Here is a 15,434-nt window from a genome sequence, read left to right on the forward strand (position 1 = left end):
CCGTGCCGAAGCCTCCCGGATCGAAGGAAACAGGATCGATGAGCAAGCTGCGTGTGGCCGTCCTCGGTGCCAAGGGCCGGATCGGCTCCGAGGCCGTACGAGCCGTGGAGGCCGCCGAGGACCTGGAGCTGGTCGCCGCGCTGGGGCGGGGCGACGGGCTGGAGACCCTGGTCGAGGCGGGCGCCGAGGTGGCGGTCGAGCTGACCGAGCCGGCCTCGGTGATGGACAACCTCGAGTTCTGCCTCCGGCACGGCATCCATGGCGTCGTCGGCACCACCGGCTGGACGGACGAGCGCCTGGCGCGGCTGGGCGGCTGGCTCGACGCCTCGCCGGCCACCGGCGTGCTCATCGCGCCGAACTTCTCCATCGGTGCCGTGCTGACCATGCGGTTCGCCCGCCAGGCTGCCCGGTTCTTCGAGTCGGTCGAGGTCATCGAGCTGCACCACCCCAACAAGGTGGACGCTCCCTCCGGCACGGCCGCGCGCACCGCCCAGCTGATCGCCGAGGCCCGGCGTGAGGCCGGCTGCGCCCCGCAGCCGGACGCCACCACCACGGCGCTCGACGGCGCGCGGGGTGCGGACGTGGACGGGGTGCCGGTGCACTCGGTGCGGCTGCGCGGGCTCCTCGCCCATCAGGAGGTCCTGCTGGGCGGCGAGGGCGAGACGCTCACCATCCGCCATGACTCCACCCACCACAGCAGCTTCATGCCCGGCATCCTGCTCGGCGTCCGCCGCGTGGTGACCACCCCCGGCCTGACCTTCGGCCTGGAACACTTCCTGGATCTGGACTGAGGCCACAGCGGTGCGCGCAAAGATCACGTATTTCGTTCTCGCGGCCGTCCTGGTCGTCTACTTCGTGCTGGTCGGCGACCGCGGGGTGCTGCTGATCCGGGAGGGCACCCCGGTCACGATCGTCTTCGGCCTGGCGGTGCTGGTGATGCCCCTCATCGGGATCTGGTTCCTGTGGCAGACCACGCGGTTCGCGCGGAGCGCGGACCAGCTCGCCCGGGAACTGGAGGCGGAGGGCGGCCTCCCGGTCGACGAGTTGGTACGGACGCCCGGCGGGCGGATCGACCGGGACTCGGCGGACGCCGTCTTCGCCAAGCGCCGGGCCGAGACGGAGCAGTCGCCGGACGACTGGCGGTCCTGGTTCCGGCTCGCCGTGGCGTACCACGACGCCCGGGACACCGCGCGCGCCCGTAAGGCGATGCAGCGCGCCATCGCCCTGCACGACGGCAAGCCGGTGCGGGCGGCCGGGGGCTGACCCGGGGCCGCCCGCGGCGGTATGGCTCAGCGGTGGGCGGCGGCCCAGCCCTCGATCGTGTCGGCGGCCCGCTCGAAGCCCTCCGCATGGCCCAGGAAGTCGGCGCCATGGGTGGTGAACACGGTGTCCGGCGCTCCGCCGCGCACCGTTTCGAGCAGCACCGCCTGGCCCTGGACGGTCCGCGGCAGGCCCAGCCACCGGACCGGCTGCTGGGCCGTGCGTATCGCGGCGATGTCCTGCCAGCGCACGGTGGTGCTGCGGAGAAGGCCGATCCGGCGCAGCCCCTGGGTGCTCACCTCGACGCCGATGCGCACCAGCCTTACGGCTGTCACGATCATCAGCGCCCCGACGGCGGCGCAGATGCCCGCCGCGGACAGCGATCCCGCCATCGCGATGATCATGGCGGAGAAGAGGACGTACGAGGCGAGCAGAAGCAGAAGAGCGGCGCCCCCGACCCTCCAGGGCCCCGGTCGGTAAGGACGGCGCCAGCGGTCCCGGTCTTCGTAGCCGAGCGGGTCCGCTCCGGCCGCCGCGTCATCATCGTGGGCGCGGTCGGCGGTCAGGAAGGGCAGGGGCACGGAAGGTCCTCACTCACACACATGTCCGGATGAGCCTGTGCTGGGTGAGGCTATCCCAGCGCCGGTCAGCGTCCGTCGGACGCCTCGGGCTGCTGGATCTGTTGGGTGGGGTGCGACTGGCTGTCGAGGGCGGGCATCCCGAACATCAGCGAGCCGATGAACCCCGCGATGATCGTGAGTCCGATCAGGGTCCGCCCGGCTATCTGGGACGGTGTGGCGCGGGGGCGGGGCGGTGGGGTGACATTGCTGCGGAAACGGTCGGCTTCGGCGACGAAGGCGAACGGCACGGGCTCTCGCCGGCGGAACATCTGCGGGCTCTCCTTGGAACCTCGAACTGAGTACTTCAATGTGTAGGACGTGTGAATGAGCGATTGGGTGCCCTGATCCGTCCACTTTCTGTCAAAAAGTTTGGCGGAGCGGGGCTGTCGGTGGTGGCCCGTAAGCTGGGCGCCGCCCCGAGCGATGCACCACGGAAGGACCCCGCACGTGACCGAGATCCCCGCTGAGACCGAGAAGGCCAGTTTCCGCAGCGATGTGACCGTCGAGCTGGTCAAGCACAGCGCTGCCGACTCCGATGTGCTGTGGGCCGCGCGGGTGTCGACCGCGGGCGAGCAGTCGCTCGAGGAGATCACCAAGGACCCGGAGCGCTCCAAGGGGCTGATCAACTTCCTGATGCGGGACCGCCACGGCAGCCCGTTCGAGCACAACTCGATGACCTTCTTCATCAGCGCCCCGATCTTCGTCTTCCGCGAGTTCATGCGGCACCGCGTGGGCTGGTCGTACAACGAGGAGTCCGGTCGGTACCGCCGCCTGGAGCCGGTGTTCTACGTGCCGGGGGAGGCGCGCAAGCTGGTCCAGCAGGGCCGCCCGGGGAAGTACGAGTTCGTCGAGGGCACCGCGGCGCAGCACGAGCTGACCGGCCGGGTGATGGAGGACGCGTACCGCCATGCGTACGAGGCGTACCAGGAGATGCTGGCCGCCGGAGTGGCCCGCGAGGTGGCCCGTTCGGTGCTCCCGGTCGGCCTGTTCTCCTCGATGTACGCGACGTGCAATGCCCGCTCGCTGATGCACTTCCTCGGTCTGCGGACCCAGCATGAGCAGGCCGCGGTGCCCTCGTTCCCGCAGCGGGAGATCGAGATGGTGGGGGAGAGGATGGAGGCGGCCTGGTCGCGGCTGATGCCGCTCACCCACGCGGCCTTCAACGCCAACGGCCGAGTGGCTCCGTAGCCCGGGGCTGGGCCCGCTCCTCGGACGGATCATCGGGCGAAGTGTCCGTATTGCGGCGTTTCGAGAAGTTCATCTAGGCTGAACAAACGGGCCCGGCACTGCTTGAACCCCCGAGCAGGCAGTGCCGGGTCCCATCTCTTCGCTCCGTTCGCCGCCCCGAGCGAGCGCCGTAGGGCGCGCTACGAGTAGCGTGGGCCCCATGGCACCGACATCCACATCGCAGACCCCTTTCGGGCGGGTGCTGACCGCCATGGTCACGCCATTCACCACTGACGGCGCGCTCGATCTCGACGGCGCCCAGCGACTCGCCGTTCATCTGGTGGACGCCGGCAATGACGGCCTGATCCTCAACGGCACCACCGGCGAGTCCCCCACCACCAGCGATGCGGAGAAAGCCCAGCTCGTACGCGCCGTGGTAGAGGCGGTCGGAGACCGCGCCCACGTCGTGGCCGGAGCCGGTACCAATGACACCCGGCACAGCGTCGAACTCGCCCGCGCGGCCGAGCAGGCCGGTGCCCACGGGCTGCTGGCGGTCACGCCGTACTACAGCAAGCCCCCGCAGGAGGGTCTCCTGCGGCACTTCACCGCCATTGCCGACGCCACCGGCCTGCCGGTCATGCTCTACGACATCCCGGGCCGCAGCGGTGTCCCGATCGGCACCGAGACCATCGTCCGGCTCGCCGAGCACCCGCGCATCGTCGCCAACAAGGACGCCAAGGGCGACCTCGGACGCGCCAGCTGGGCCATCGCCCGCTCGCGCCTCGCCTGGTACTCCGGCGACGACATGCTGAACCTGCCGCTGCTGTCGGTCGGCGCGGTCGGCTTCGTCTCCGTGGTCGGCCATCTGGTCAGCCCCGAACTGCGGGCGATGCTGGAGGCCCATCTCGCGGGCGACGTCGCGAAGGCAACGGAGATCCACCAGAAGCTGCTGCCAGTCTTCACCGGCATGTTCCGCACCCAGGGAGTGATCACGGCCAAGGCCGCGCTCGCCCTTCAGGGCCAGCCCGCGGGGCCGCTGCGCCTGCCGTTGGTCGAGTTGACCCCCGAGGAAACGGAACAGCTGAAGCGCGATCTCGCCGCTGGCGGGGTACAGCTCTAAGCAAAGAGGCGATTGGTCGCACCTTCATACTTCACAACTGCATACAGACACATCAGCAAGTGCACGAATGTCACGCGCGCCATGTGCCCAGGGGGCATGTGGCGCGCGTGGTGAGGAGAGTCTTTTGAGTCATCCGCATCCTGAGCTTGGCCCTCCGCCGAAGCTCCCCGAGGGCGGCCTGCGCGTCACTCCGCTCGGCGGCCTCGGTGAGATCGGCCGGAACATGACGGTCTTCGAGTACGGTGGCCGGCTGCTGATCGTCGACTGCGGGGTGCTCTTCCCCGAGGAGGAGCAGCCCGGAGTCGACCTGATCCTGCCGGACTTCACATCCATCCGGGACCGTCTCGACGACATCGACGGCATCGTCCTCACCCACGGGCACGAGGACCATATCGGCGGTGTCCCCTTCCTGCTGCGCGAGAAGCCCGACATCCCGTTGATCGGCTCCAAGCTGACCCTCGCCCTGATCGAGGCGAAGCTGCAGGAGCACCGGATCCGCCCGTACACCCTCGAGGTCGAGGAGGGGCACCGCGAGCGGATCGGCCCCTTCGAGTGCGAGTTCATCGCGGTCAACCACTCCATCCCGGACGCCCTCGCGGTCGCCATCCGCACCCCGGCCGGCCTGGCCGTGCACACCGGCGACTTCAAGATGGACCAGCTGCCGCTGGACGGCCGCCTCACGGATCTGCCCGCCTTCGCCAAGCTCGGCGAGGAGGGCATCGATCTGCTCCTGGTGGACTCGACCAATGCCGAGGTCCCCGGGTTCGTACCGCCCGAGCGCGATATCTCCGGCGTGCTGCGCCAGGTCTTCGGCAACGCGCAGAAGCGCATCATCGTCGCCAGCTTCGCCAGCCATGTGCACCGCATCCAGCAAATCCTCGACGCGGCGCATGAGTACGGACGCAGGGTCGCCTTCGTCGGCCGCTCGATGGTCCGCAACATGGGCATCGCACGTGACCTCGGCTATCTGCGGGTGCCGGCCGGTCTCGTGGTGGATGTGAAGACCCTCGACGACCTACCGGACGACGAGGTGGTGCTCGTCTGTACGGGTTCCCAGGGCGAGCCGATGGCCGCGCTGTCCCGGATGGCCAACCGCGATCACCAGATCCGGATCGTCCAGGGCGACACGGTGATCCTGGCCTCGTCGCTCATCCCCGGCAATGAGAACGCGGTCTACCGGGTGATCAACGGACTGACGCGATGGGGCGCCACGGTCGTCCACAAGGGCAACGCCAAGGTCCATGTCTCCGGCCACGCCTCGGCCGGCGAGCTGCTGTACTTCTACAACATCTGCAAGCCCAAGAACCTGATGCCGGTGCACGGCGAATGGCGCCATCTGCGCGCCAACGCCGAGCTGGGAGCGTTGACCGGGGTTCCGAAAAACCGTTGCGTCATCGCCGAGGACGGTGTCGTGGTCGACCTCGTGGACGGTATCGCCAAGATCGTCGGCAAGGTGCAGGCGGGATACGTGTACGTGGACGGCCTCTCGGTCGGCGATGTCACGGAGACCTCGCTCAAGGACCGCCGCATCCTCGGCGAGGAAGGCATCATCTCGATCTTCGTGGTCGTCGACAGTTCGACCGGCAAGGTCGTGGGTGGTCCGCATATCCACGCCAGGGGCTCCGGGATCGAGGACTCGGCCTTCACCGCGGTCATCCCGAAGATCGAGGATGCCCTGGTGAAGTCGGCCTCCGACGGGGTCGTGGACGCGCATCAGCTCCAGCAGCTGGCGCGTCGTGCGGTCGGGAAGTGGGTCTCCGACAGCTACCGACGGCGCCCGATGATCCTCCCCGTGGTCGTCGAGGTCTGACGTCTGGCCTGACACCTCCTCAGCACCACACCGGCGCTGAACACCCGGCGGGGCTCCTCGATTTGCATCGAGGAGCCCCGCTCCAGTACGTTTACGGCTCCGCCAGAGGGGAAGCCCGAGGACTCAACGGTCTCCGGAGGAGCCCACCGGCGGGGGTGGAAATCGACTCAGAGAAATTCTGATAAAGTCGGGGACACCGAAAGGGAAGGCCCTCCAACGGCCACCGGAAACGGAATTCGGACCGGAAACGGAACGGAAAACGGATCTGGTAAGGTTGGAAACACCGAAGGGAAGCGCCCGGAGGAACCGGTGAAACGGTTTCAAAGGAAGTGTCCGTTCCTTGAGAACTCAACAGCGTGCCAAAAGTCAACGCCAGATATGTTGATGCCCCGTCCATCTCGGACGAGGTTCCTTTGGAAAAATACACAGCGAGGACGCTGTGAGCGGACTGGATTATTCCTCCGGTCTGCTCCGCTCTCGTGATGTGTTGCCGGGATATCCCGGAAGCATTCACGGAGAGTTTGATCCTGGCTCAGGACGAACGCTGGCGGCGTGCTTAACACATGCAAGTCGAACGATGAACCGGTTTCGGCCGGGGATTAGTGGCGAACGGGTGAGTAACACGTGGGCAATCTGCCCTGCACTCTGGGACAAGCCCTGGAAACGGGGTCTAATACCGGATATGACACGCTCCCGCATGGGATGCGTGTGGAAAGCTCCGGCGGTGCAGGATGAGCCCGCGGCCTATCAGCTTGTTGGTGGGGTGATGGCCTACCAAGGCGACGACGGGTAGCCGGCCTGAGAGGGCGACCGGCCACACTGGGACTGAGACACGGCCCAGACTCCTACGGGAGGCAGCAGTGGGGAATATTGCACAATGGGCGAAAGCCTGATGCAGCGACGCCGCGTGAGGGATGACGGCCTTCGGGTTGTAAACCTCTTTCAGCAGGGAAGAAGCGAGAGTGACGGTACCTGCAGAAGAAGCGCCGGCTAACTACGTGCCAGCAGCCGCGGTAATACGTAGGGCGCAAGCGTTGTCCGGAATTATTGGGCGTAAAGAGCTCGTAGGCGGCTTGTCGCGTCGGATGTGAAAGCCCGGGGCTTAACCCCGGGTCTGCATTCGATACGGGCAGGCTAGAGTTCGGTAGGGGAGATCGGAATTCCTGGTGTAGCGGTGAAATGCGCAGATATCAGGAGGAACACCGGTGGCGAAGGCGGATCTCTGGGCCGATACTGACGCTGAGGAGCGAAAGCGTGGGGAGCGAACAGGATTAGATACCCTGGTAGTCCACGCCGTAAACGTTGGGAACTAGGTGTGGGCGACATTCCACGTCGTCCGCGCCGCAGCTAACGCATTAAGTTCCCCGCCTGGGGAGTACGGCCGCAAGGCTAAAACTCAAAGGAATTGACGGGGGCCCGCACAAGCGGCGGAGCATGTGGCTTAATTCGACGCAACGCGAAGAACCTTACCAAGGCTTGACATACACCGGAAACCTCTGGAGACAGGGGCCCCCTTGTGGTCGGTGTACAGGTGGTGCATGGCTGTCGTCAGCTCGTGTCGTGAGATGTTGGGTTAAGTCCCGCAACGAGCGCAACCCTTGTTCTGTGTTGCCAGCATGCCTTTCGGGGTGATGGGGACTCACAGGAGACTGCCGGGGTCAACTCGGAGGAAGGTGGGGACGACGTCAAGTCATCATGCCCCTTATGTCTTGGGCTGCACACGTGCTACAATGGCCGGTACAATGAGCTGCGAAGCCGTGAGGTGGAGCGAATCTCAAAAAGCCGGTCTCAGTTCGGATTGGGGTCTGCAACTCGACCCCATGAAGTCGGAGTCGCTAGTAATCGCAGATCAGCATTGCTGCGGTGAATACGTTCCCGGGCCTTGTACACACCGCCCGTCACGTCACGAAAGTCGGTAACACCCGAAGCCGGTGGCCCAACCCTTGTGGGGGGAGCCGTCGAAGGTGGGACTGGCGATTGGGACGAAGTCGTAACAAGGTAGCCGTACCGGAAGGTGCGGCTGGATCACCTCCTTTCTAAGGAGCGCATAGCCGACTGCGAGCGCATGTCTCGCACGGTTTGCTCATGGGTGGAACGTTGACTATTCGGCACGGCCATCTGGTCCGCTGTCTCTAGTACTGCCTCTTCGGGGCGTGGAACGGGACTGTTGGATTCGGGGGTCGGGCCGGGCACGCTGTTGGGTGTCTGAGGGTACGGGCTGGAAAGTTGCCTGTTCCTTCGGCCGGTCCCGGTGAACCATGCGGAAGTGTGGGTGACGGGGTACGGGTCGTTGTTTGAGAACTGCACAGTGGACGCGAGCATCTGTGGCCAAGTTTTTAAGGGCGCACGGTGGATGCCTTGGCACCAGGAACCGATGAAGGACGTGGGAGGCCGCGATAGGCCCCGGGGAGCTGTCAACCGAGCTTTGATCCGGGGGTGTCCGAATGGGGAAACCCGGCAGTCGTCATGGGCTGTCACCCATACCTGAACACATAGGGTATGTGGAGGGAACGCGGGGAAGTGAAACATCTCAGTACCCGCAGGAAGAGAAAACAACCGTGATTCCGGGAGTAGTGGCGAGCGAAACTGGATGAGGCTAAACCGTATGTGTGTGATACCCGGCAGGGGTTGCGCGTACGGGGTTGTGGGAGTGCTCTTGATCGGTCTGCCGGCCGGTCGGTGAGTCAGAAATTGTTGATGTAGGCGAAGGGCATGCGAAAGGCCCGGCGTAGAGGGTAAGACCCCCGTAGCTGAAATGTCAGCAACTTGCTTGAGTATTTCCCAAGTAGCACGGGGCCCGAGAAATCCCGTGTGAATCTGGCGGGACCACCCGCTAAGCCTAAATATTCCCTGGTGACCGATAGCGGATAGTACCGTGAGGGAATGGTGAAAAGTACCGCGGGAGCGGAGTGAAATAGTACCTGAAACCGTGTGCCTACAAGCCGTGGGAGCGTCGGACATCAGCTTGCTGGTGTCTCGTGACTGCGTGCCTTTTGAAGAATGAGCCTGCGAGTTTGCGGTGTGTTGCGAGGTTAACCCGTGTGGGGAAGCCGTAGCGAAAGCGAGTCCGAATAGGGCGGTTTAGTAGCGCGCTCAAGACCCGAAGCGGAGTGATCTAGCCATGGGCAGGTTGAAGCGGAGGTAAGACTTCGTGGAGGACCGAACCCACCAGGGTTGAAAACCTGGGGGATGACCTGTGGTTAGGGGTGAAAGGCCAATCAAACTCCGTGATAGCTGGTTCTCCCCGAAATGCATTTAGGTGCAGCGTCGTGTGTTTCTTGCCGGAGGTAGAGCACTGGATAGGCGATGGGCCCTACCGGGTTACTGACCTTAGCCAAACTCCGAATGCCGGTAAGTGAGAGCGCGGCAGTGAGACTGTGGGGGATAAGCTCCATGGTCGAGAGGGAAACAGCCCAGAGCATCGACTAAGGCCCCTAAGCGTACGCTAAGTGGGAAAGGATGTGGAGTCGCAGAGACAACCAGGAGGTTGGCTTAGAAGCAGCCATCCTTGAAAGAGTGCGTAATAGCTCACTGGTCAAGTGATTCCGCGCCGACAATGTAGCGGGGCTCAAGCGTACCGCCGAAGTCGTGTCATTGCAGCATGTGGTCCAACGATCGTTGTGATGGGTAGGGGAGCGTCGTGTGCCGGGTGAAGCAGCCGTGTAAGCGAGTTGTGGATGGTTCACGAGTGAGAATGCAGGCATGAGTAGCGATACACACGTGGGAAACGTGTGCGCCGATTGACTAAGGGTTCCTGGGTCAAGCTGATCTGCCCAGGGTAAGTCGGGACCTAAGGCGAGGCCGACAGGCGTAGTCGATGGACAACCGGTTGATATTCCGGTACCCGCTTTGAAGCGCCAACGTCGAACCAGGCGATGCTAAGTCCGTGAAGCCGCCCTGATCTCTTCGGAGTTGAGGGGAGTGGTGGAGCCGACGGTCCAGACCTGTAGTAGGTGAGTGATGGGGTGACGCAGGAAGGTAGTCCAGCCCGGGCGGTGGTTGTCCCGGGGTAAGGGTGTAGCCCGAGGAGTAGGTAAATCCGTTCCTTGTTGTGGGTGAGACCTGATGCCGAGCCGATTGTGGTGAAGTGGATGATCCTATGCTGTCGAGAAAAGCCTCTAGCGAGTTTCATGGCGGCCCGTACCCTAAACCGACTCAGGTGGTCAGGTAGAGAATACCGAGGCGTTCGGGTGAACTATGGTTAAGGAACTCGGCAAAATGCCCCCGTAACTTCGGGAGAAGGGGGGCCATTGTTGGTGATCCGATTTACTCGGTGAGCTGGTGGTGGCCGCAGAGACCAGCGAGAAGCGACTGTTTACTAAAAACACAGGTCCGTGCGAAGCCGTAAGGCGATGTATACGGACTGACGCCTGCCCGGTGCTGGAACGTTAAGGGGACCGGTTAGTCACATTTCGGTGTGGCGAAGCTGAGAACTTAAGCGCCAGTAAACGGCGGTGGTAACTATAACCATCCTAAGGTAGCGAAATTCCTTGTCGGGTAAGTTCCGACCTGCACGAATGGCGTAACGACTTCTCGACTGTCTCAACCATAGGCCCGGTGAAATTGCACTACGAGTAAAGATGCTCGTTTCGCGCAGCAGGACGGAAAGACCCCGGGACCTTTACTATAGCTTGATATTGGTGTTCGGTTCGGCTTGTGTAGGATAGGTGGGAGACTGTGAAGCGCTAACGCCAGTTAGTGTGGAGTCATTGTTGAAATACCACTCTGGTCGTGCTGGATGTCTAACCTGGGTCCGTGATCCGGATCAGGGACAGTGTCTGGTGGGTAGTTTAACTGGGGCGGTTGCCTCCTAAAGGGTAACGGAGGCGCCCAAAGGTTCCCTCAGCCTGGTTGGCAATCAGGTGTTGAGTGTAAGTGCACAAGGGAGCTTGACTGTGAGACCGACGGGTCGAGCAGGGACGAAAGTCGGGACTAGTGATCCGGCGGTGGCTTGTGGAAGCGCCGTCGCTCAACGGATAAAAGGTACCCCGGGGATAACAGGCTGATCTTCCCCAAGAGTCCATATCGACGGGATGGTTTGGCACCTCGATGTCGGCTCGTCGCATCCTGGGGCTGGAGTCGGTCCCAAGGGTTGGGCTGTTCGCCCATTAAAGCGGTACGCGAGCTGGGTTTAGAACGTCGTGAGACAGTTCGGTCCCTATCCGCTGTGCGCGTAGGAGTCTTGAGAAGGGCTGTCCCTAGTACGAGAGGACCGGGACGGACGAACCTCTGGTGTGCCAGTTGTTCTGCCAAGGGCATGGCTGGTTGGCTACGTTCGGGAGGGATAACCGCTGAAAGCATCTAAGCGGGAAGCCTGCTTCGAGATGAGGACTCCCACCCACTTGATGGGTTAAGGCTCCCAGTAGACGACTGGGTTGATAGGCCAGATATGGAAGCCGGGTAACTGGTGGAGTTGACTGGTACTAATAGGCCGAGGGCTTGTCCTCAGGTGCTCGCGTCCACTGTGTTGGTTCTGAAGCAATGAACCGTATTGAACCCCCCTCTTGTTTGGGGTGTGGTTCCGGTGTCTGTTTCATAGTGTTTCGGTGGTCATAGCGTTAGGGAAACGCCCGGTTACATTTCGAACCCGGAAGCTAAGCCTTTCAGCGCCGATGGTACTGCAGGGGGGACCCTGTGGGAGAGTAGGACACCGCCGAACAAATATTGCAGAGAGCCCTGCCGGGACTTCGGTCACTGGCAGGGCTCTTCTGCTGTTGTGTTGTGGGCTACTCGGTGTTCATGTTGCCTGGGCAACATGCCGCTCATGGGGACACCTACGGATGAGCTGCTGCATGAGTTGACCCGGGCGCGGGTGCGGCCGGGCGACGAGGTAATCGTGCCGTCCTACGGCACTCCCGAGGCCGCCGAAGCGGTGCTGCTGGTCGGCGCCAGGCCGGTGTTCGTGGACATTGACGCCCATACCTACTGCATAGACCCGGCCGTGGTGGCCGAGGCGCTGACGCCCCGGACCGCGGCCATCGTGGCCATTCATACCTTCGGACATCCCGCCGACATGGCGGCCCTCACCGACCTGGGCCGGCGGCACGGGGTGCTGGTGATCGGATACGGGTCGGCCGCTGAGTCCGCCGGGGAGATTCTGCGGCGGCAGGCCAACGCGGCCTACTTGGACGGAAAGTTGCGCGGTGTTCTCACGCCGCTGGTCGCGCCCGGCGTGGAACACACCTATCAGCAGTACGTCGTTCGGGTCCCCGGCAATGGCCGGCCGGACCGGGACGCCTTCGCCCGCACGCTGCGTTCTCGCGGCGTCGTATGCCATGTGCCCGTACAGACCCCCGCGCACCGCACCGCGCGCTTCCGGCGCGATCTGTGGCTCGCGGAGACCGAGCGGGCGGCCGATGAATGCCTGGCGCTGCCCGTCGATCCGACCATGTCGCGGCGGGAGTTGCAGCGCGTGGTCTCGGCCTGCAACGCGCTGGGCGGGCTGCTGCAGTCAGCCGCTTGAGGCACGGGGGCGAGTGGTCGGGAGCGCACCCGAGTTCGGGTATGATCTATCCCGTCGACGCGCCCCAATAGCTCAGTCGGCAGAGCGTCTCCATGGTAAGGAGAAGGTCTACGGTTCGATTCCGTATTGGGGCTCTCCTGCGAAAGGCCCCCGCCATATGGCGGGGGCCTTCGTCATGTCCGGGCTTCGTCATGTCCGGGCATCGCGCCGGGGGCGCCCCCGGCCGCCCGCCTCAGGAGTCGGCGGGCTCGGGGACGCGCATCGCCAGGATCGCCATGTCGTCCGACGGGGGCTCCGCCGCGAAGCGCTCGACGGCCCGCAGCACCCGGGCGGCCACCGCGCCCGCCGTAAGGCCGGTACAGGTCGTGAGGACGTCGATCAGGCCGTCGTCGCCGAGCATCCTGGTGCCCTCGCGCCGCTCCGTCACACCGTCGGTGACGCACAGCAGCACATCGCCCGGGGCGAGCGTCACCGTCTGCTCGTACAGCTCGAGGTCCTCCATGACGCCCAGCAGCGGCTGGGGCTCGGCCGCCGCCTCCACGCTGCCGTCCTGGCGTAGCCGGAGCGGCAGGGGGTGTCCGGCGCAGACGACCTTGAGCACCGCGCTGCCGTCGTGCTGCGGCCACAACTCCCCGTAGAGGAGGGTCAGGAAGCGGCTGCGGGCGCCCTCGTCGAGGATGGCCGCGTTGAGTCGCTCCAGGACCGCCGGGCCCCCGAAACCCTCGCGGGCGAGCAGCCGCAGGGCGTGCCGGGCGAGCCCGGTGACCGCGGCGGCCTCCGGACCGGTGCCGCAGACATCGCCGATGGCGAAGCCGTACGCCCCGTCGCGGATCGGGAAGAGGTCGTAGAAGTCGCCGCCGACCTCATTGCCCTCGCCCGCCGCGCGGTAGATGACCTCGACCTCGACTCCGGGGACCTCGGGCTGCTCGGGCGGCAGCAGGCTGCGCTGCAGGGACTGGCTGATGGCGGTGCGCTCCGAGTAGAGCCGCGCGTTGTCCAGCGCGAGCGCGGCCCGGCGGGAGAGGTCCTCGGCGAGCTCCAGGTTCTCCTGGCGGAAGTGCTCGTCGGTGGGCTTGCCGAGGATGAGCATGCCGATGACGCGGTTACGGGCCACCAGGGGCAGCACGACCGTCTCCCCGCCGACCGCGGAGGCGGTCGCGAGCGAGGCGCCGGGGCCGGAGGAGGGGCGGGCGGAATCGCCGAGGCTGAGGCTGCGCAGCGAGGTGCGCAGAGCGGCGGCGTGGGCCGCGTCGTAGGGGCCGGACCAGCTGCGGGCCCCTCCGGTGGGGACCTGCTCCGGTGGGTCGATCTTCATCAGCAGGGCCTTGAGCCCGTCGATGCGGTCCTCGTCCTCGTGCAGGACGTACGACAGCTCGGGCTCGGACGCCTGGTCGGCGACCGTATAGACGGCGCACCAACTGGCCAGCGTGGGCACGGTCATCTGGGCCATCAGCGCCAGCGTCTGATCGCGGTCCAGGGTGCCCGCGAGGAGATCGGACGCCTCGACGAGGAAGGACAGGGAGCCACGGCGCAGCCGCTCCAGCTCGGTGAGGCGGGCGCGCTCGACGGCGAGGGCGATGCGGTCGGCGGCGAACTGCAGCCGCAGGGCCTCTTCGTTGCTGTAGCGGGCGGGGGACTCGGCGGCGACGCCGAGCGAGCCGGTGAGCCGGCCCTCGACCTTCAGCGGGACGGTGACGACGGAGCGCATCCCCGTGTTCACCAGCAGTGGAACGGCGCCGGGCACCGCGGACAGGTCCTCGTGGACGGCGGGCATCCGGGCCGAGCCGTAGCGCCCGGTGCCCGCTTCGACGGGGACGCGGGCGAAGCGCTGGCGGGCGGAGGGCAGCCCGGTGGAGGCGCGGACCTCCAACTCGGTCTCGTCGTCGGTGGCGAGCAGCAGATAGGCGGCGTCGCCGTCGAGCATGTCGCGGGCCCGCTCGACGGTGCGCTGGAGCAGACCGTCGAGGTCGTCGGGGGCCGGGGAGCCGATGAACACCTCGAAGGCGTCGGTGGCCTGGCCCCGATCAGAGGTGTCGGCGGTGTCGACGTTCGCACCGCGCATCGGACTCTGCAGTACGGCGCGCTCGCGTTCGCGCACCAGCAGACAGACGGTGGACGGCTCGCCCTCGGCATCGCGGATACGCAGATGGGAGGCGTAGACGGGAGCGACCCGGCCGTCGGCGCCGCGGATGCCGTAGGAGCCCTCCCAGCGCGAGAGGAGGAGCGCCTCGGCGACGCCGGTGCCGGTGCCGGGGGTGTGGGGCCATGCGGCGAGGTCGGTCAGCGGCTTGCCGATGACCTGCTCCGATGGGTAGCCGAACAGCTCCTGAGCGTCGTCGTTCCAGGCGCTGATCAGACCGCTGCTGTCGACCTGGACGACTCCGACCCGGACTCGGGCGTCGGCGATGGGCAGGGCGCTGGAGGGCAGGGCGGGCCCGGCCGCTCGGGTTCCGGCCGGGCGGTCGGGGAAATCGAGATGGAACCAGACCTGCTTGTGAGTCGCGGTGTACTCGACGCCCCAGCGGCCGGCGAGGGCCGCGCACAGCAGCAGACCGCGGCCGCCCTCGCGGTCGGGGTTTCCGAAGTGATGGCCGCCGTTGTTCTGCAGTGGAACCTCGCGCTCGGGGTAGCGGTCGGCCACCTCGACGCGCACGCCGGTGTCGGCGCGGATGCAGGCCACATCGGCGGTGGTACCGGCGTGCACCACCGCGTTGGTGACAAGTTCGCTGGTCAGGACGACGGCGTCGTCCACGATGTCGGTGAGGCCCCACCCCTGGAGGGTGTCCCGGACAAAAGTGCGGGCGGCGGCGACCGAGCGTCCCACCGGCTCGAAAGTGGCGGCTGCCCGCGCGGTGATCACAGGTCTCCTCATATGTGTCTCGGCGAACTGCTCACCCATGTCGCAGCGCCCCTCCGATGCCCTGGCCGGTTGCCAGGTTACTTACCACCGGCGCCCGCGCGAATGCCGGTCGGCCTCGATTCCCCCCAGAGTGG

General features: G+C 65.6%; 9 protein-coding genes, 1 tRNA gene and 3 rRNA genes. 10 read left to right on the forward strand and 3 right to left on the reverse strand.

What is annotated here, in order from left to right:
• The first annotated feature begins 38 nt into the window (after positions 1–38).
• Together dapB and AS97_RS32515 are read left to right on the forward strand one after the other, a co-directional pair.
• Positions 39–791: a 4-hydroxy-tetrahydrodipicolinate reductase gene (gene dapB, locus AS97_RS32510; protein WP_125760738.1), complete on the forward strand. Its 753-nt coding sequence runs from the start codon at positions 39–41 to the stop codon at positions 789–791.
• Positions 792–801: 10 nt separating this feature from the next.
• On the forward strand, positions 802–1,263 hold the full coding sequence (locus tag AS97_RS32515; protein WP_059142231.1) for a tetratricopeptide repeat protein: 462 nt from the start codon (positions 802–804) through the stop codon (positions 1,261–1,263).
• A gap of 26 nt (positions 1,264–1,289) precedes the next feature.
• On the opposite strand, the gene AS97_RS32520 is transcribed toward AS97_RS32515, so the two are convergent.
• Complete coding sequence (locus tag AS97_RS32520) at positions 1,290–1,841, reverse strand: PH domain-containing protein (protein ID WP_210566135.1); 552 nt, start codon at positions 1,839–1,841, stop codon at positions 1,290–1,292.
• A gap of 65 nt (positions 1,842–1,906) precedes the next feature.
• Positions 1,907–2,149 (reverse strand): hypothetical protein, encoded by a 243-nt coding sequence (locus AS97_RS32525; RefSeq protein WP_059142233.1) that lies wholly within the window; start codon positions 2,147–2,149, stop codon positions 1,907–1,909.
• A 178-nt stretch (positions 2,150–2,327) separates the two neighbouring features.
• Here AS97_RS32525 and thyX point away from each other — a divergent pair, with 178 nt between their 5' ends.
• The 8 genes from thyX (at position 2,328) to AS97_RS32565 (ending at position 12,574) form a co-directional block, all read left to right on the forward strand.
• On the forward strand, positions 2,328–3,068 hold the full coding sequence (thyX, locus tag AS97_RS32530; RefSeq protein WP_059142234.1) for an FAD-dependent thymidylate synthase: 741 nt from the start codon (positions 2,328–2,330) through the stop codon (positions 3,066–3,068).
• Positions 3,069–3,267: 199 nt separating this feature from the next.
• Positions 3,268–4,167 carry a 4-hydroxy-tetrahydrodipicolinate synthase gene (gene dapA / locus AS97_RS32535; protein ID WP_059142235.1) on the forward strand — a complete coding sequence of 300 codons (900 nt, stop codon included), beginning with the start codon at positions 3,268–3,270 and terminating at the stop codon, positions 4,165–4,167.
• Positions 4,168–4,291: 124 nt separating this feature from the next.
• Entirely contained in the window at positions 4,292–5,977 is a 1,686-nt protein-coding gene (locus tag AS97_RS32540; protein ID WP_059142236.1) for a ribonuclease J, read from the forward strand.
• 509 nt (positions 5,978–6,486) lie between these two features.
• A 16S ribosomal RNA gene (locus tag AS97_RS32545) occupies positions 6,487–8,013 on the forward strand.
• 290 nt (positions 8,014–8,303) lie between these two features.
• Positions 8,304–11,424 (forward strand): 23S ribosomal RNA (locus tag AS97_RS32550).
• 95 nt (positions 11,425–11,519) lie between these two features.
• Positions 11,520–11,636 (forward strand): 5S ribosomal RNA (gene rrf / locus AS97_RS32555).
• The 16S, 23S and 5S rRNA genes sit together here, the layout of an rRNA operon.
• 105 nt (positions 11,637–11,741) lie before the next feature.
• Complete coding sequence (locus AS97_RS32560) at positions 11,742–12,440, forward strand: DegT/DnrJ/EryC1/StrS family aminotransferase (protein WP_059143489.1); 699 nt, start codon at positions 11,742–11,744, stop codon at positions 12,438–12,440.
• A 61-nt stretch (positions 12,441–12,501) separates the two neighbouring features.
• Positions 12,502–12,574: transfer RNA gene (locus AS97_RS32565), tRNA-Thr, on the forward strand.
• 98 nt (positions 12,575–12,672) lie between these two features.
• Here AS97_RS32565 and AS97_RS32570 read toward each other — a convergent pair.
• Positions 12,673–15,300: a SpoIIE family protein phosphatase gene (locus tag AS97_RS32570; RefSeq protein WP_059146765.1), complete on the reverse strand. Its 2,628-nt coding sequence runs from the start codon at positions 15,298–15,300 to the stop codon at positions 12,673–12,675.
• Positions 15,301–15,434 lie beyond the last annotated feature (134 nt).

This window comes from Streptomyces sp. AgN23, from assembly GCF_001598115.1.
GTDB classification, from domain to species: Bacteria; Actinomycetota; Actinomycetes; order Streptomycetales; family Streptomycetaceae; genus Streptomyces; species Streptomyces antimycoticus.